This window comes from Xanthomarina maritima, assembly GCF_008084905.1.
Classification (GTDB): Bacteria; Bacteroidota; Bacteroidia; order Flavobacteriales; family Flavobacteriaceae; genus Xanthomarina; species Xanthomarina maritima.
The window spans coordinates 186,417-204,491 of sequence record NZ_VSFC01000052.1; the positions used below are offsets into that span (position 1 = coordinate 186,417).

Genomic DNA, 18,075 nt, shown 5'->3' on the forward strand with positions numbered 1-18,075 from the left:
TATGAAAACGAAGATTACATTATTAGCTCTTATGCTGTTTTTAGGATTCAATGTCGTTAATGCACAGCAAGACGAAGAATGTATGACTAATTTGTCAATATTCTCTGAATATGCAAAAGCTAAAAATTATGATGCTGCTTACGATACTTGGATGAAAGTAAGAAAAAAATGTCCTCAGCTTAACAGAGCCATTTATACTTACGGTGAAGATATTTTAGATGATAAAATTGAAAAATCTTCAGGAGCTGAAAAAACAGCATACATTAACGATTTAATGAAGCTTTGGGAAGAGCGTTCACAATATTTTGCTAGTAAAACACCAAAAGGGGAATATGCAGCAAAAGCATGTCAATTAATGTATGATAATAGAGAGTTGTTAAAGAAAACGGATGAAGAATTATATGCTTGTTTTGATGCAGCTTACAAATCTGATCCAGACACTTTTACTAATCCTAAATCTTTATACACATATTTTTCATTAATGGTTGATTTATATGATGCTGATAAAAAATCTGCTTCAGACTTATTTAATAAATATGATGATGTTGTTGAAAAAGTAGAACAAGAAGTAGGGAACTATTCTGAGAGTTTAAATAAACTTATTGAAAAAGAAGATGCAGGAACTGCTTTAACAAGTAAAGAAAAAAGCTATAAAAACTATTATGAAAGTTATTTAAAAGCTTACGACCAGATTGCTGGAAGTATAGATAGTAAATTAGGTTCAAGAGCCAATTGCGAAAACTTAATTCCATTATATACTAAAGACTTTGAAGCTAATAAAGGCAATGCTCTTTGGTTACAAAGAGCAGCAGGAAACATGTCTGCTAAAGATTGTACAGACGATCCGTTATTCTTTAAATTAGTTAATGCTTATCATAATTTAAGTCCTTCAGCTAATTCAGCTTATTATTTAGGAATCTTAAAAGATAAAGAAGGAAAAACTTCTGAAGCTATTAAATTCTACGAACAAGCCATTAGTTTACAATCTGATAATTTCAAAAAAGCGAAACTTTACGAAAAAATTGGAGATAAATTAAAAGCCAAAGGAGATTATGGTTCAGCTAGAAATTATTTCAGAAATGCATTAAAGTTCAATCCATCTAATGGAAGACCACATTTAAAAATTGCAGATATGTATAACAGAAGTGCAAATAACTGTGGAGATACAAACTTTAATAAGAGAGCTGTTTTCTGGTTGGCTGCAGATGAAGCAGAAAAAGCAGGTCGTGTAGATCCTACTTTAACAAGTGCAGCAGCCCAAGCAGCAGCTAGTTATAGAGCTAAAGCTCCTCAAAAATCTGAGATTTTTAGCGAAGGTAATGCTGGACAAAAAATCAATATTGGATGCTGGATTGGAGCTAGCGTTACAGTGCCAAGCTTATAATGACAAAAACATATTTACATAATATTTATTACATAGTCACAGCCATTGCTGTGACTATGTTTTTTTCATGTAAAAACAACTTCGAAGAAGTTAAAAAAATAGGTGTTTCAGAAAATGCACCCATTGGAATTGCAGAGCATATTGATTTAAAATACACAGATTCTGGTCGCGTAACCGCCAACTTAAAAAGTCCCAAAATGCTAGATTACTCGAATAGGGATTTTGCATTTAACGAATTTCCTGAAGGTATAGATTTAGATTTATTCGACGAGCAAAACCAAAAAAGTAATGTTATTGCAGATTATGCTATTGTTTACGATAAAACAGGGATTATAGACTTACAAGGAAACGTAGTGCTCTCTTCAGCTAATAAAGACACGTTGTTTGCAGAACAATTATATTACGATCAAAACAGAGAATGGCTTTACACAAACAATCCTGTTACCTTTAGAACAGGTCAAGATGTTATTAATGGCAAAGGATTCGACTCTGATATAAAATTTACAAAAGCTGAAGTTTTAGAAATTGATGGCATCATCACACTTGACGAATAATTCAGTATCTTTACACAACCAATTTTAAAATACTCAAATGAAAATATTTAAGTTTTTTCAATACGCCTATTTGCTTTTTGCAATTATCTTTTTATATGATGTTATTTCTAAATATATAGAATTTGGTACAATAGAATACACATCGTTATTATTAGCTGCTGCTGCAGTTTTTATGTTTTTCTTTAGAAAGAGATTCAATAAAAAATTCGAAAATAAAGGAGAAAATAAATAATGAACCCAGATGTCATTATAATCATAATCTCATTAATCTTATCTGCCTTTTTCTCAGGAATGGAAATTGCATATGTATCTTCAAATAAAATACACATAGAAATTGAGAAAAAGCAACAAGGAATCCTTGCAAAAATATTAACAAAACTTACAGCTAGACCATCTAAATTTATAGCTACTATGTTAATTGGTAACAATATAGCATTAGTTATTTATGGGTTTTTTATGGGAGATTTGTTAGTGGCATGGTTCCAGTCATTCTTACCATCAAGTTCTCAAGCTTTAAATTTTTTATTGGTCGATTTTAGCCTTTTAACACAAACCATAATTTCAACCTTAGTAATATTAATAACAGCCGAATTTTTACCAAAAGTATTTTTTCAAATTTATGCGAATTCCCTTTTAAAATTATTAGCAATTCCAGCTTATATGTTTTACGGGATATTCACTTTTGTCTCAGATTTTGTTATCTGGATTTCAGATTTTGTTCTTAAAAAATTCTTTAAAACAGATGGAGATCAAATACAACTAGCATTCTCAAAAGTAGAATTAGGTAATTATATTAGTGAACAAATGGAATCTGTTGAAGAAAGCGATGATATAGATACAGAAATTCAAATCTTTCAAAACGCTTTAGAGTTTTCAGAAGTTAAAGCTAGAGAAGTCATGATACCTAGAACAGAAATTACTGCTGTAGATGTTAATGAATCTTCTAAAAATTTAAGTGCACTTTTTACCGAAACAGGTTTTTCTAAAATATTAATTTACAAAGATACAATAGACGATATTTTAGGTTATGTGCATTCTTTTGAACTATTTAAAAAACCAAAAAATTTAAAATCCATTTTGGTTCAGGTTGAGTTTGTGCCAGAAACCATGTTAATAAAAGACATTTTAAGCATTCTTATCAAAAAACGAAAAAGTATTGCCGTTGTTCTAGATGAGTATGGAGGTACTTCAGGAATTGTAACTGTAGAAGATATTGTAGAAGAACTTTTTGGAGAAATTGAAGATGAGCACGATACAGTGGTTTTAACTGAAGAAAAACTTGAAGAAGATTTGTATAAATTTTCAGCCAGATTAGAAGTAGATTATATAAACGAAACGTTTAAAATAAATCTTCCAGAAAGCGAAAACTATGAGACTTTAGGAGGCTTTATTGTAGATTTCACTGAAGAAATTCCTCAAAAAAACGAAATCGTTAACATAGACAGATTTCAATTTACCATTCTTGAAGTTTCAACTACCAAAATCGATTTGGTTGAACTTAAAATATTAGGCTCGGACTAATTTCCTAATCTTAATATAATTAATGCGTCATTCTGTTTTTATTATTAAATAGAAAATGGTATTTTCGCGCACGATAATTTATAATCTATAGAAATAAAAAATGGCAGTTTTAAATAAAATTAGACAACGTGGACTTTTCTTAATCATTGTGATTGCGTTAGCGTTATTCTCTTTTGTAATTGGAGATTTGTTTAGAAATACAGATGCATTAGTAGGAAAATCTCAAAACATTGTTGCAACCATCAACGGGAAAGATATAACTCGTGAAGACTTTTTGCAAAAGGTTGAAGTGGCTCAAAGACAGTTAGGAGCTAATGGAACCAACACACAAGCAATGAATAGAGTTTGGGATCAAGAAGTAAGACAAGCAGTTTTAGAAACCCAATTTGAAGAATTAGGGCTTAGTGTTGAAAAAGATCAAATGAGAGATTTGTTAAGAACCAACTTAACAAATAGTCCAGAGTTTCAAAACGAAGCTGGCCTTTTCGACGAAAACAAGTTAAACGAATACATAGCAAACTTAAAAGAAACTTCAGAAGTAGCTTATAAGCAATGGATTGATTACGAAAATAATATTGCAGTAAATTCTTTGCAACAAGATTACTTTAACATGGTTAAGGCAGGTATGTCTGGAACTTTAGCTGAAGGTAAATTAGAGCATACCTTAGAAAATGAAACTGTAGATATTACATATGTTCAAATACCTTTTACTTCAATAGAAGATAGTACAGTTGAAGTATCTAAATCTGAAATCACTTCATATATCAATAAGCATAAAAAGCAATATGAAGTTGATGCTACCAGAGATCTTCAATTTGTAGAATTTAAAGAAGTTGCTACTGTTGAAGATGAAAATAACATCAAACAAGATTTAACTAAATTACTTAATGATCAAGTAGTTTATAATGAGGTGACTAAGGTCAATGATACTGTTAAAGGTTTTTCGCATGTAAAAAATAACAAGGTTTATATTAATTCTAATTCAGATATAAAATTTGAAGATCGTTTTGTATTTAAATCAAATTTACCAGCTGCTATAGCAGATACTATTTCTAATATGAATGTTGGTGATGTGTATGGACCTTATAAAGATGGTAATCATTTTAAATTATCTAAAATAATTGCAGCTGTACAAATGCCAGATTCAGTTAAAGCAAGACATATATTAATTCCTTATGTTGGAGCTTCAAGCGCTCAGCCTGAGGTAGTGCAAACTGAAGAAGAAGCAAAACAATTGGCTGATAGTTTATTAACTATCTTAAAAACAGATAAAGCTAGATTTCCTGAATTTGTAACTACATATTCATCTGATCAAGGATCTATTGAAAAAGGTGGTAGCTATGATTATTTTACTTACCCAACAATGGTTGAAGAATTTAGAGACTTTGTTTTTGAAAATAATGTAGGCGATATAGATGTTGTTCAAACTATGTTTGGATTTCATATTATTGAAATAGAAGGACAGAAAAACCCGCAACGTGCTATTAAAGTAGGTACAATTGCAAGAGTTATTGAGCCTTCTGAAGCAACCATTAACCAAGTATTTAGAGATGCTTCTAATTTTGAAATTGCTATAGATAAAGCCGATTTCCAAGAAGTAGCAGCAGAAAAAGATTATACTGTACGTCCTGTAAATGGGGTTAAAATATTAGATGAAAACATACCTGGTTTAAATAGTCAGAGAGCCATTGTTCGTTGGGCTTTTGAAGAAGGGTCGGATGTTGGAGATACAAAACGTTTTAATATTAATGGAGGTTATGTAATTGTACAGATTACAGCTAAAAATGCTGAAGGGCTAATGAATACTGAACAAGCATCAGTAACTGCTTTACCAGCTATTAGAAAAGAGAAAAAAGCCAAATTAATTAAAGATAGAATTACAGCAACTACAATTGAAGAAGTTGCTACTGCTGAAGGTCAAACAGTTAAAACAGCTTTAGCTATCAATATGAAAAACCCAACTATTTCTGGAGCAGGAAAAGAAGGTGTTGTTGTTGGAACTGCTTTTGGATTAAAAGAAGGAGAAACGTCTAAATTGATAGAGGGTGAAAAAGGTGTTTACATGATTCAAGTAACTAAAAAGACACCAGCTACAGAATTGGATAATTACCAAGGATTTGCAAACCAAGTAGGAACTGCTAAAATTGGAAATGTAAATACTAAACTTTATAATGCCTTAAAAGAAGCTTCAGACATTGAAGATAATAGAGCTAATACTGTACAATAAGCATTAATAATATTATTTTAAAAAAAGCTTCACGGATTTGTGGAGCTTTTTTATTTAATCATTTCAGAATAAGGAACAATGGTATCATAACCTTTAGAACTAAAATATTCTTTCGGATTTTCTTCAGAAGTCACCAACACAAAATCTCCTCCCCAAGCGCCAAGACTTTTTATAGAACCCTTAAAATCTGGAAACAGCTTTTCTTTAATAGGAGTTTCATTAATAATGTTGGCAATAATAGTTTCATGCTTATTTATTAATGACTCAAATTCTGAAATATTTGAACAGATAATTAATTTTGAAGTGATATCGCTTATCTCTTTGATTGTTTGTTTTTTATTTGATCTGTTTGCTTTATATTGAGCAATTCCATCACGACTATTTTGTTTTTTATTTAAGTACACAAAATAAAGTGCATCCTTAAATGAAGGATTAAAAGACACTTCTTTAACATGCCTTTTATCACTTAATAGCTGATAGCCAATCGGAAAATCATGTTGCGCACAAGCAATATCATATCCAGAGCCACCAAAGGTTAATTCTAAAAGTTTATAAGGATCTACTTTAGCCCAATTAGCTATATTATTTATTAAGGTTGAAGAAGACCCCAAACCCCAATTTTGAGGAAAAGTTAATTTGGTTTCTACATGACATCCATTTTTTAAAAAGTCAGGATTGAGTATTTTGGCAACTTGTAAAATGTCTAAAAGACGTTTTGATTTGTCATTGCGAATGTTTGAAAAACCTGTGGCAATCTCTTGACAAGTAAAAACATCTTCAAACCAAATATTATCTTGATAATCTAAACTTTTCCATATAATTATTGGTTCATCCAATACATTGATCTCTAAAGACTGTCTAAATTTAGTAGGTATAGCTAAAGATAAAGCGCCATCAAGAACCACATACTCTCCTGTGATTAATAATTTACCATTGCTATAGAATTCTTTCACTTTTATTTTTTAGATCTTAAATTATGAATTGCTTCCACAACAGCACTATGTGTAGCAGTATGTGTTTTAAAATAATCTATTAGTGTCTTTTTTTCTTCATTAGTTGCTTCAAACTGATTTAAAATATTCATCAAGTGCATTTTCATATGTCCTTCTTGTATTCCTGTAGTAGTTAGAGAACGTAAAGCCGCAAAATTTTGAGCCAAACCAGCTACTGCAACAACTTGCATCAATTCTTTTGCGCTAGGATTGTGTAATAGTTCTAAAGCTAATTTTACTAATGGATGTAAACTAGTTAAGCCACCTACCGTTCCAAGAGCTAAAGGAATTTCAATCCAAAAATAAAATATATCGTTTTCGATTTTAGCATGTGTTAAACTGCTATAACGTCCATTTCTGGAAGCATAAGCATGAACACCAGCTTCTACGGCCCTAAAATCGTTTCCTGTTGCAAGTACCACTGCATCAATGCCATTCATAATGCCTTTATTGTGTGTTACTGCACGAAAAGGTTCTACTTCGGCTATTTTAACAGCTTGAATAAATTTTTTAGCAAATTCTTCAGGATTAATATCAGGATTTTCGGTTAAATCATTAACAGGACAGCTTACTTCTGCACGAACTAAACAGTCTGGAACATAATTAGAAAGAATACTCATTATTATTTCAATGTTCTTTTCTTTTTCAGAAAAGTCATCATAATTTAATGCTTCTTCTCTAAATGTTTTGGCAAATTGCTCCAAACAAGAATTAATGAAATTGGCTCCCATGGCATCAAGCGTTTCAAAGGTTGCATGAAGTTGGAAATACCCATCCATACTTTCAGATTTATCACGAAGTTCAATATCAATAATTCCTCCACCACGTTTCTCCATGTTTTTAGTTATAGGCTGCGTAGCTTCAAAAAGTTTTGGCTTTACAGTTTTAAAGAAAGCATATAAAGTTTTAAAATTGCCATGAAACATAAAATGCACCTGACCAATTTTAGTGGTTGATAAGACTTCAGCCTTAAATCCACCTCTATCTAACCAAAATTTTGCAGCTTTACTTGCAGCAGCAACAACAGAACTCTCTTCTATAGCCATGGGAATGGCATACATTTTATCGTTAATCAAGAAATTTGGAGCTACGCCAAAAGGCAAATAGTAATTAGTTATGGTGTTTTCTATAAACTCGTCGTGTAGTTGTTGTAGTTTAATATTTGTATTCCAATACTGTTTTATAATATGTTTGGCGTCTTCATTATGGTTGAAATAAGTTGCTACTATCCAATCAATTTTATTGGATTTGGACATTTTAGAAAAGCCTGAAACAGATTTGCTCATGTAAATTATATTCAAATTACAAAGATAATGTACTTGTTACTAATAATGTCTGAGTAATGTTACAAAAGCCCATTTATCTGTTAATATTTAGTGTTTTTTGTTTATTTTTTAGTAAACTTGACATTATTTTATCTAAAAGAAACTAATTAATGAAATTATCAAAGCACCTTCTCCTTTTTTGCTTTTTAGCAACTCTCTTTACTTCAGCACAAAATAAAGAAATCACACTCGAAGACATATGGAACGGAACCTTTAGAACAGAAGGCATGGACGCCTTACATTCTATGAAAAATGGACAGCAATATTCTGTTTTAAATTTTGATAGAGAATCAGGAACAACTTCTATCGATGTATATGATTATAAGACATTAGAAAAAGTAAAAACTTTAGTTAATTCTAGTCAACTAGAAGAAATTAAATATTTTACGGATTATACGTTTAGTAATGATGAAGGTCAGATTCTTTTAGCTACAGAGGTTGAGCCAATATTTAGACGATCTAGTTTAGGAAAGTTTTATGTATTTAATACTAAAACAAATCAGGTGTCTTTAGTTGCAGAAGAAAAAATTCAAGAGCCAACATTTTCACCAGATGGTACAAAAATGGCTTATGGTTACAACAATAATTTATTTGTAAAAGATTTAAATTCTGGAAAGACTACTCAAATAACTTTTGATGGTGAAAAAAATAAAATCATTAATGGTATTACAGACTGGGTTTATGAAGAAGAATTTGGTTTTGTTAGAGCTTTTGAATGGAATGCTGATAGTAATAAAATAGCATTTATTCGTTTTGATGAAACTGATGTTCCAGAATTTTCAATGGATGTTTATGGTGATAAATTATATCAAACACAACAGGTTTTTAAATATCCAAAAGCTGGAGAAGCTAATGCCATTGTATCACTTCATTTATATAATTTAGAAACAGATAGAGCCTCAGAAATTAAAGTAAACAAAGCATATCATGACTTTTACATACCAAGAATAAAATGGACAAACAATCCTGACGTGTTAAGTGCTCATTTTTTAAATAGACATCAAAACGAATTAGATTTATGGATGATACATGCAGAAAGAAATTCAGCTAATCTTGTTTTAGAAGAAAGAGACAACGCCTATGTGGATGTGACTGACAATCTAACCTTTTTGAAAGATAATAGCTTTATTTGGACCAGCGAAAAAGATGGTTATAACCATCTTTATCATTATTCTAAAGATGGAGAGTTATTAAACCAAATAACTAAAGGTAACTGGGAAGTGACTAGTTATTATGGTTATGATGAAAAACAAGATAAAATATTTTATCAATCTACCGAAAATGGATCTATCAACAGAGATGTTTATTCTATAAAACTAAACGGAAGAGATAAAGAACGATTAACAAAAAGCGAAGGAAGTAATCGAGCCTCCTTTAGTGCAGATTTCTCTTATTTTATTAATTCGTTTTCAAGTGCATCAACACCACCAGAATATACATTAAATGAAGCAAAATCAGGAAACTTAATTAAAAGTATAAAAGATAACGACAAGCTTTCAGAAAAACTTTTAGACTATAAAACATCAAAAAAAGAATTTAGTACCATTCATGTAAATGGAAACGATTTAAACATGTGGATGATAAAGCCAGCCAATTTTGATGAATCTAAACAATATCCACTTTTCATGTATCAATATTCTGGACCAGGATCTCAAAGTGTTTCTAATAGCTGGAATAGTTCTAACGATTATTGGTACCAATATCTAGCACAAAAAGGTTATATAGTGGCTTGTGTAGATGGAAGAGGCACTGGATTTAAAGGAGCAAAATTTAAGAAAGTGACTCAAAAAGAAATGGGTAAATATGAAGTTGAAGACCAGATAGAAGCTGCTAAACAATTAGGAAAATTACCATATATTGATGCCTCAAGAATTGGAATTTGGGGATGGAGTTATGGAGGTTTTATGAGTAGCAATGCATTATTTAAAGGAAATGATGTCTTTAAAATGGCCATTGCTGTAGCTCCAGTTACAAGCTGGCGTTTTTACGATTCTGTTTATACAGAACGCTATATGACAACACCTCAGGAAAACCCAAGTGGTTACGATGAAAATTCACCTTTAAACCACGTAGATAAATTAGACGGGGATTTCTTATTAATCCATGGGACTGGAGACGATAATGTACATGTGCAAAATACCATGCGTTTAGCTGAAGCATTAATTCAAGCAAACAAGCAATTTGAATGGATGATTTATCCAGACAAAAACCATGGTATTTATGGTGGGAATACACGATTACACTTATATACTAAAATGTCCAATTTTATTGATGAGACTTTAGGAGATAAAAGAGAACAAACTGAAGAAGTTAAAGAAGAAAAGGTAAAGATTAAAGGATAATAAACTAACTAAACACTAATATGTCAAAATCTGTATTAACTGAATCTGGGGAGCCAGAATTATTCGGGCACCCAAAAGGATTATTTTATTTATTTTTTGCTGAACTGTGGGAACGTTTTAGCTTCTATGGTATGCGAGCACTACTTACGCTTTACATGGTTCAAGAGATTTTTAAAGCTTTAGTAGATAAAGACGCGGCAACAGCTGTGGTTTATGCATCATATGGCTCATTAGTATATGCTTCTACTGTTATTGGAGGACAAGTTTCCGATAAAATTTTTGGAATGAGAAGTTCTATATTTTTAGGTGGTATTTTAATGTCTATTGGGCATTTTGTTTTGGCTATAGAGAATAATATGGCATTCTTTCTAGCTTTAGCTTTTATAGTAGTTGGGAACGGTTTTTTTAAGCCCAATATTTCAACATTCGTTGGTTCACTATACAAAGATGGAGACGTTAGAAAAGATTCTGGATTTACTATCTTTTATATGGGAATTAATATTGGCGGTTTTGTAGCACCATTACTTTGCGGATGGTTAGCTATTGAGTATGGCTGGCATTATGGTTTTGGTTTAGCAGGTGTTGGCATGTTAACAGGGCTTATTTTCTTTTGGAGTGGTATAAAAAATAATGTTTTTGGAGAGAAAGGTTTACCACCAAATATAGAAGTTTATGAAAAGAAAGTTTTAGGGATTCCTCAGAAAACATTAATTCCCATTATCTCTGTATTGGCTGTTCCACTCATTGCATATGTTTTATCTCAATACAAGTCTATTCTAGGAGATGAGACTATTGTGAGTATTATATTTAAAGTTATTGGTGTTGCTATATTGATTTACCTAATAAGAATCATGATGAAAGCGACTTTAGAAGAAAGAAAGAAATTAATTATGGCCGTTTTAATTACTTTTTTTATGACACTTTTTTGGGGATTCCATGAGTTGTCCGGAAGTGTAATTACTTTATTTGCATCTAGAAATGTCGACTTAACTTTTATTAATGCAAGTCAGACAAATGCTTTAAACTCTATGTTTATTATCCTATTAGCAATTCCTATATCATTACTTTGGGCATATTTATCTAAGAGAAATCTTAACCCTAGAACACCATATAAATTTGGGCTTGGATTGGTTTTGGCTGGCGCAAGTTTTTATATTTTAGCGTTGAGTGCTGGAAGTGCAAATGAAAATGGCATGGTGCCTTTTGCCTATTTATTTATCATGTATTTTGTAATCTCCATTGGAGAATTGTTTATGTCTCCTGTAGGATTATCTAAAATAACAGATTTATCACCTAAAAGAATTGTAGCCTTTATGATGGGAATCTGGTTTTTATCTTCAGCATATGCTTTCCAAATAGTAGGATTTATTTCTAAACAATTGGCAGTTGAAAGCACAGATGTGAATGTGGGAGGTCTACAAACTTTATCAATATATACTGATGGATTTGGTCTTATCGCTAAATATGCACTTGGAGCTGGACTTGTTGTTTTGTTGTTTTCTCCATTAATGAAAAAACTAATGGGGAACGTACACTAATTTGAAACTAACTAAATTAATTATATATGAATACAGATATTGAAAATCTTTTTAAAGACAAGGTTATTGGACATCCAGCCGGATTGTTTGTGCTGTTTTTTACTGAAATGTGGGAGCGCTTTTCATTTTATGGCATGCGTATTTTATTAGTACTGTTTTTAACTGCACCAATTTTAAGCGATAATCCAGGTTGGGAATGGCCAAGAGAGCATGCTTTAGCATTAATTGGTACCTATGCTTCTTTACTTTATTTAACACCTATCATTGGAGGTTGGATTGCAGATAAAATTACAGGTTATAGAGTAGCAGTTGTAATAGGTTGTTTAATTATGACTTTAGGCCATGCAGCTATGGCTCTTGAAACTACAATGACGTTCTATTTAGGCTTAGCCTTACTTGTAATTGGAACAGGGTTCTTTAAACCAAATATTACGTCTATTATTTCTGAAATGTATAAAGGCAAAGAGTCTAAAAAAGATGGAGCATACACTATCTTCTATATGGGAGTAAATGCTGGAGCCTTTTTCGGAATGATGCTATGTGGTTATTTAGCTGAAAATTTTGGTTGGTCTTGGGGCTTTGGATTAGCAGGAATCTTCATGATGCTTGGTATGTTACAGTTTTGGTTGGCTAAAAATTTATTTGGAAATGTAGGTGGGAAACCTTCTCTAAAACATGTGGTCGAAATACCTCAAAACATTAATGAAGAAGCTCCAAAAGAACAAGAAGAAGCTAACGTTGATGAAAAGTTAAATCCATTTACAATGATGGATAAAGTACTTATAATTTTATCCTCTTTAGGAGGTTTACTCTATCTTTTTAATGATCCATTAGAAAAAATTGAAGGTACAAGTTTAGCTCCTTTTGAAATAGGTGGATTAAGTGGTTCAAACGTTGTTGTTTTAACTGCTTTAGTATTATTTTTAATTCTTTTAGTAACTAGAATAGCAAGATATATTCCTATTGTTAGAGACAGAATAATTGCTGTTTCTATTTTTGGGATATTTACAGTATTTTTCTTTGCTTTTTTTGAGCAGTCATTGGGTTCTATGACATTGTTTGCTAGAGATTACACAGATAGAACATTGGTCGGAAATTCGGCAATGATATTCAAAGTAGTTGATGCATTACTAACTACAGTTCCTTTAATTATTATTACTTGGGTTTTATTTTTATTAGCAAAAAAGACTTTTTCAAGAATAGGTTTATCTAATATTATTTTAGCCATAGCTTTTGCTGGATTATGGTTTTTAGTCATATTTAGACTAATGGATAAATTTTCACAAGAAGGGAATGAGGTTGATGCAACATGGTTTGGAATCTTAAATTCCTTCTTTATTATCACCTTAGCACCATTATTCTCTAAATGGTGGGAAAGTAAATACAATCCAAGTGCTGCCATGAAATATGGAATTGGACTAATTTTATTAGGACTAGGTTTTGCTTTTTTATCTTATGGAGCTTCAGAGATACCTTCAGGAGCAAAAACAGCTTCTGTTAGCATGATCTTTTTAATTTTAGCTTATTTACTACATACTATGGGAGAATTATGTATTTCTCCAGTAGGGTTATCTTATTTAAGTAAACTAGTGCCAGCTAGAATGATTGGATTTATGTTTGGAGTCTGGTATCTAGCTATTGCAGTTGGTCAAAAAGCAGCTGGAACTATGGGAGGAATGATTGATAAAATTTCCGAACAATACTCATTAGGAACCTTCTTTTTAATATTCACATTAATTCCTATAGGTGTTGGATTAGTATCAATTGTATTAAATCCATTATTAAAAAGACTAATGCATAACGTACGTTAATCGAATAATTCGTTAAAATAAATAGAAAACACTCCTAAATTGGAGTGTTTTTTATATTTTAGGAACAATTTTTGAATGATAAGAAACTTAGATATAAGTTATAAAATGAAAACTATGAAAAGAATTATAATACTAGTAGTAGCCATAATGTTTGTTGGAACTATTTCTGCACAAGAAATAAAATGGGTCACCTTAGAACAGGCTGTTGAGCTACAAAAGAAGAATCCAAAAAAAATCATGATTGATGCTTATACAAATTGGTGTGGACCATGTAAGATGTTAGACAAAAACACTTTTCAAAATAAAGATGTAGCAGATTATGTAAATACATACTACTATGCTGTAAAATTTAATGCTGAAGGAAATGAAACTATAAATTTTAAGGGGAATACGTTTACAAATCCTAGTTATAATCCTGCAAATGCTAATAGAAGAAATTCGCCTCACCAATTATCAACTTATTTTAGTGTGAGATCTTATCCTACTATTTTGTTTTTAGATGAAACAGGTGAGTTTTTAACACCTGTAATTGGTTATAAAACTCCCCAGCAATTAGAAGTATATTTAAAATTGTTTAAAGAAAATGCACATAAAAACATGAAAACTCAAGAAGATTTTTCGACTTATTACAGTTCGTTTAAGCCAGAGTTTTCAAATTAAAAAGTTATTCTATGATAAAAGCTCCCTTTTCATTGGTTTGATGAAAAGGGATTTTTTGTTTTTGGCAAGTTTCTTCCCAACGTTTTAAATAGGATTTGTAATTGCTTCCATCGGCAATTATGAGTTTAGGATTTATACTGTCTATTACACGAACCAAATTTATTTTAGGCGAATTTCTAAGCAGGATATAATCTGGCTTAAAACTCGACACCTCGTATAGGCCTAAACTATCAATTACAAGTATATTCTTATCTGATATTTTATAGACAGATTGTATAGTATCTTCTGTTATAAATGAAATGTTATTTTTTATTGTAAAATTTGAAATGATAAAATCTAACTCCTTATTGAAGTCTTTTATATTATGATGTAAACTCATTTTTTCACCATTTTGAATTCCAATTAGAGTTTGTTTGTTTTTTTGAAATATGATAAACCTATTAATTGATTGATATTGCTGTTTTGAATAAATCTGAACACTTTGAAATATAATGATGGTAAATAAAACAGCTATTGCATTTTTATATGATTTAATTTTATAGAATTGATAAAAAGCAAATATGAAAAGATAGCTTGCTAAAATATCAATAAAATTAAATGGAATATCTTTAAAATAAAAAGCTTCTTGTTGAGCAATCCATTTAAAGAAGTTATTCATCCAGCTAATAATAATGCCATAAATTAATGCCACTAAATTTGGAAGTATATTAAGTAAGGCCAAACCAATAACAACTAATCCAAAACTTAAAATAATTCCTAGAACTGGAACAACAATCACATTAGATAAAATAAATAATCCAGGAAATTGATGAAAATAAAAAAGGCTTATAGGTAGAATGCCAAATTGTGCAGCAATTGAAACTACAAAGGCTTGCCATAGTTTATCTGCTATCCAATATTTTGGTTTCCAAAGTCGATAAAAAAAAGGATAAAAAGTTACAATGCCAATTACTGCAAAATAACTTAATTGGAATCCAACATCGAATAAGAATGAAGGTCTTATAAGAAGCAATATAAATGCCGAACAGGCTAAAGTGTTTAGCGTGTTAATAGGTCGTTTTAAATTCATTCCTATAGTAACAAAAGTAAACATGGTTGCAGCTCTTGAAACAGATGCAGATAGTCCAGCAATTACAGCAAAACTCCAAAGACAGATTAATATTAAGATAATTTTATAAATATGTCCATGTTTAATAAACTCAATAGGCTTAAATAAATAGTTTAAAAACAATAAAATAATTCCAACATGAAGACCAGATACAGCTAGAATGTGTATGGCGCCTGCTCTTTTATAATCTTCATAAATCTCATTGCTAATTTCTTTTCTCTGGCCTAATAATAAGGCATTGATTATTGAAAGTTCATTAAGAGTAAAATGGTATTTTTTTAATTTCAGATTTATAGTTGATCTAAATGCATCTGCTAAACCAAAAAGGGTCGTTTTCTTTTTGCTAACAATATAAAGAGACTCATTATTAGTATATAGTTTTGAATAGATGTTTTTATTTTCAAGGAATGACTTATAGTTAAATTGATTAGGGTTTAATGGCTCTATTAAAGAATATATTTTTGAATTAATAATTAAAACATCGTCTACACTAAATGGTTTTGAGATCGAATCTACTTTTATATTTAATAGAGCTAAACCTGTAGTTTGGATATTATCAACACTTAATATATTTACAACATATTTGTCATTGTAAATGTTAGATTTTAACTGATCTGAAATCTTTATAGTAATGTAGGAAGTAGAATCACTTTTAAAGTTTTTTAAATGTGAATAATGATTTTTGAAATTTCTATGATCGTGAATATTAACAACTAATATACCTATAGAAATCATAGTCAGAAAAGCGATTATTCCAAACCAGATGTTTTTTAAGAAATGGGTTTTAGAAATTAAATAAACTAAAACAAGTACAAAAAATAGAATTAGAGTTGTAACTATAGAAAGCGATAAGGATACGGTAAAATAATGAGACAATAAAATGCCTATAACCAAACATGTGGTTAGTTTGATAATAGGAAATTGTAGCAGCTTCACACATTGAAGATACTAAATTTCTTACAATATTCTACGTGCTTGTACGAATGCGAAGTACCAATATTTGTCAGATAATTTTGATGTAATCACACCACTGCTAGTGGTTGAGTGAATAAATTCAACAAAACCAGGTCTAACATCTGTAACTAGACCAACATGATTTATATGTCTGCTGTTTTTCTTTGTAGCAAAAAATAAGAGGTCACCTTTTTGAACTTCTTTTACATCTACCCAACTTCCTGTTGTTGCTAAATCATCTGTAGTTCTAGGTAGAGAAATATTTTCACTATAATAAGCTGTCGTTATAAGTCCAGAACAATCCATGCCTTTTTTAGTTGTTCCTCCATATTTGTAACGTACCCCATTATATGTTTCGGCAGTTTTTATAATATTATTTATAGTTGAATTTTCAACATCAGAACCTGATGAATCTTTTGTTTTTATTTCCTTTTGAGTTTTTTGAGTATTTTTTGAGGCTACTTTACTTGTCTTAGTAGCTTTACAAGCTGAAAATGTTAATAAAAGCACTAATAAGTAGGTAATTTTTCGCATGCTAATTTTTAATTGAATTGTAAATTAATTTTGCAGTATTATCACTAGCTCCTTTACCACCTAATTTCTTTTCAAGATCGTAATAATCTAAAAATAGTTTGGCTCTTTGGTATGGATCTAGAATGTTATCTAATTCTTTTTTAAGAGTATTTTTATTAAAATCGTTTTGAATTAGTTCTGTTACCACTTTTTTATTCATTATTAAATTCACTAATGAAATGTATTCTAAATTTACCACAAGTTTACCAATTTGGTAAGAAATCCAATTGCCTTTATAACAAACTACTTGAGGTACTTTAAACAAAGCTGTTTCTAGAGTTGCTGTACCAGAAGTTACTAGTGCTGCTGATGAAACTGAAAGTAAATCATAAGTTTTATTTGAAATAAAACGAACATTAGTGTTTTTAATAAATTGTTTGTAAAAACTATAATCCTGACTTGGTGCTCCTGCAATAACAAATTGATAATAAGGATAATCTTTCACAACAGAAAGCATGACAGAGAGCATTTTTTTAATTTCTTGTTTTCTACTTCCTGGTAAAATAGCAATAATGGGTTTTTCGTTAAGTTCGTAGTCTGCCCGAAATGTATATTCATTTACTTGCATTCTATTCGCTATCGCATCAATGGTTGGATGACCAACAAAATAAACAGGATAATTGTGCTTTTTTTCGTAGAAATCTTTTTCAAAAGGTAGAATCACGTACATGTTATCTACATCTCTCTGTATGGCTTTTATTCGGTTTTCTTTCCAAGCCCAAATTTGTGGTGAGATATAATAATGAGTTTTAAAGCCTTTTTGTTTTGCCCATTTTGCAATACGAAGATTAAAACCTGGATAATCGATAAAAATAATAACATCTGGATTAAACGCTTCGATGTCTTTTTTGCAAAAGGAAAGGTTTTTAAAAATAGTTTTAAGGTTCATTAACACTTCAGCAAAACCCATAAATGCTAAATCTCGATAATGTTTTACTAAGGTATCGCTAGTTTCACTCATTAAATCTCCACCCCAAAATCTAAATGTAGCATTGACATCTTCTTTAAGTAATGCTTTCATTAAGTTTGAGCCATGTAAATCTCCTGAGGCTTCACCAGCAATAATATAGTATTTCATATAAGGCC

General features: G+C 30.6%; 14 protein-coding genes. 9 read left to right on the forward strand and 5 right to left on the reverse strand.

Annotation, left to right across the window (positions count from 1 at the left end; genetic code table 11):
• Window position 1: 1 nt before the first annotated feature.
• The 5 genes from FVF61_RS10760 to FVF61_RS10780 all read left to right on the forward strand — a co-directional run bounded on the left by FVF61_RS10760 (window position 2) and on the right by FVF61_RS10780 (window position 5,686).
• Window positions 2-1,384, forward strand: a complete 1,383-nt coding sequence (locus FVF61_RS10760) for a tetratricopeptide repeat protein (protein WP_148456258.1) — start codon at window positions 2-4, stop codon at window positions 1,382-1,384.
• The gene (gene lptC / locus FVF61_RS10765) at window positions 1,384-1,938 is read left to right on the forward strand and encodes an LPS export ABC transporter periplasmic protein LptC (RefSeq protein ID WP_148456261.1); all 555 of its coding nucleotides are present in this window, start codon (window positions 1,384-1,386) and stop codon (window positions 1,936-1,938) included. The genes FVF61_RS10760 and lptC overlap by 1 nt, the downstream gene beginning before the upstream one ends.
• 37 nt (window positions 1,939-1,975) lie before the next feature.
• Window positions 1,976-2,170: a hypothetical protein gene (locus FVF61_RS10770; RefSeq protein WP_148456265.1), complete on the forward strand. Its 195-nt coding sequence runs from the start codon at window positions 1,976-1,978 to the stop codon at window positions 2,168-2,170.
• The gene (locus tag FVF61_RS10775) at window positions 2,170-3,459 is read left to right on the forward strand and encodes a hemolysin family protein (RefSeq protein WP_148456268.1); all 1,290 of its coding nucleotides are present in this window, start codon (window positions 2,170-2,172) and stop codon (window positions 3,457-3,459) included. Before FVF61_RS10770 ends, FVF61_RS10775 begins: the two co-directional genes overlap by 1 nt.
• Window positions 3,460-3,559: 100 nt before the next feature.
• The gene (locus tag FVF61_RS10780; RefSeq protein ID WP_148456271.1) at window positions 3,560-5,686 is read left to right on the forward strand and encodes a peptidylprolyl isomerase; all 2,127 of its coding nucleotides are present in this window, start codon (window positions 3,560-3,562) and stop codon (window positions 5,684-5,686) included.
• 50 nt (window positions 5,687-5,736) lie between these two features.
• On the opposite strand, the gene FVF61_RS10785 is transcribed toward FVF61_RS10780, so the two are convergent.
• Entirely contained in the window at window positions 5,737-6,639 is a 903-nt protein-coding gene (locus FVF61_RS10785; protein WP_148456274.1) for a GYDIA family GHMP kinase, read from the reverse strand.
• 2 nt (window positions 6,640-6,641) lie between these two features.
• Window positions 6,642-7,979 carry a hydroxymethylglutaryl-CoA reductase, degradative gene (locus tag FVF61_RS10790; protein ID WP_262712018.1) on the reverse strand — a complete coding sequence of 446 codons (1,338 nt, stop codon included), beginning with the start codon at window positions 7,977-7,979 and terminating at the stop codon, window positions 6,642-6,644.
• A 134-nt stretch (window positions 7,980-8,113) separates the two neighbouring features.
• Here FVF61_RS10790 and FVF61_RS10795 point away from each other — a divergent pair, with 134 nt between their 5' ends.
• The 4 genes from FVF61_RS10795 (at window position 8,114) to FVF61_RS10810 (ending at window position 14,354) form a co-directional block, all read left to right on the forward strand.
• Window positions 8,114-10,345, forward strand: coding sequence for a S9 family peptidase (locus FVF61_RS10795; RefSeq protein ID WP_148456279.1), 2,232 nt, complete (start codon window positions 8,114-8,116; stop codon window positions 10,343-10,345).
• Between the two features lie 20 nt (window positions 10,346-10,365).
• Window positions 10,366-11,883, forward strand: coding sequence for a peptide MFS transporter (locus FVF61_RS10800; protein WP_148456282.1), 1,518 nt, complete (start codon window positions 10,366-10,368; stop codon window positions 11,881-11,883).
• Between the two features lie 26 nt (window positions 11,884-11,909).
• A complete protein-coding gene (locus FVF61_RS10805; RefSeq protein ID WP_148456285.1) occupies window positions 11,910-13,694 on the forward strand; it encodes a peptide MFS transporter in 1,785 nt (594 codons plus the stop codon).
• 114 nt (window positions 13,695-13,808) lie between these two features.
• Window positions 13,809-14,354, forward strand: a complete 546-nt coding sequence (locus tag FVF61_RS10810) for a thioredoxin family protein (protein ID WP_148456288.1) — start codon at window positions 13,809-13,811, stop codon at window positions 14,352-14,354.
• A gap of 4 nt (window positions 14,355-14,358) precedes the next feature.
• Here FVF61_RS10810 and FVF61_RS10815 read toward each other — a convergent pair whose 3' ends face one another.
• From FVF61_RS10815 to lpxB, 3 genes are read right to left on the reverse strand one after another with little or no spacing between them, the layout of a single operon-like run.
• Window positions 14,359-16,398 (reverse strand): ComEC/Rec2 family competence protein, encoded by a 2,040-nt coding sequence (locus tag FVF61_RS10815; protein WP_233586803.1) that lies wholly within the window; start codon window positions 16,396-16,398, stop codon window positions 14,359-14,361.
• 21 nt (window positions 16,399-16,419) lie between these two features.
• Complete coding sequence (locus FVF61_RS10820) at window positions 16,420-16,950, reverse strand: C40 family peptidase (RefSeq protein WP_148456291.1); 531 nt, start codon at window positions 16,948-16,950, stop codon at window positions 16,420-16,422.
• 1 nt (window position 16,951) lies between these two features.
• A complete protein-coding gene (gene lpxB / locus FVF61_RS10825) occupies window positions 16,952-18,067 on the reverse strand; it encodes a lipid-A-disaccharide synthase (protein WP_148456294.1) in 1,116 nt (371 codons plus the stop codon).
• Window positions 18,068-18,075 lie beyond the last annotated feature (8 nt).

What these genes read in the sequence shown, in the direction of transcription:
- FVF61_RS10770 (WP_148456265.1), top strand. Translation starts at nt 1,976, where the DNA reads ATGAAAATATTTAAGTTTTTTCAATACGCCTATTTGCTTTTTGCAATT.
- FVF61_RS10780 (WP_148456271.1), top strand. Translation starts at nt 3,560, where the DNA reads ATGGCAGTTTTAAATAAAATTAGACAACGTGGACTTTTCTTAATCATT.
- FVF61_RS10795 (WP_148456279.1), top strand. Translation starts at nt 8,114, where the DNA reads ATGAAATTATCAAAGCACCTTCTCCTTTTTTGCTTTTTAGCAACTCTC.
- FVF61_RS10805 (WP_148456285.1), top strand. Translation starts at nt 11,910, where the DNA reads ATGAATACAGATATTGAAAATCTTTTTAAAGACAAGGTTATTGGACAT.
- FVF61_RS10775 (WP_148456268.1), top strand. Translation starts at nt 2,170, where the DNA reads ATGAACCCAGATGTCATTATAATCATAATCTCATTAATCTTATCTGCC.
- FVF61_RS10810 (WP_148456288.1), top strand. Translation starts at nt 13,809, where the DNA reads ATGAAAAGAATTATAATACTAGTAGTAGCCATAATGTTTGTTGGAACT.
- FVF61_RS10800 (WP_148456282.1), top strand. Translation starts at nt 10,366, where the DNA reads ATGTCAAAATCTGTATTAACTGAATCTGGGGAGCCAGAATTATTCGGG.
- lptC (WP_148456261.1), top strand. Translation starts at nt 1,384, where the DNA reads ATGACAAAAACATATTTACATAATATTTATTACATAGTCACAGCCATT.
- lpxB (WP_148456294.1), bottom strand. Translation starts at nt 18,067, where the DNA reads ATGAAATACTATATTATTGCTGGTGAAGCCTCAGGAGATTTACATGGC.
- FVF61_RS10820 (WP_148456291.1), bottom strand. Translation starts at nt 16,950, where the DNA reads ATGCGAAAAATTACCTACTTATTAGTGCTTTTATTAACATTTTCAGCT.
- FVF61_RS10760 (WP_148456258.1), top strand. Translation starts at nt 2, where the DNA reads ATGAAAACGAAGATTACATTATTAGCTCTTATGCTGTTTTTAGGATTC.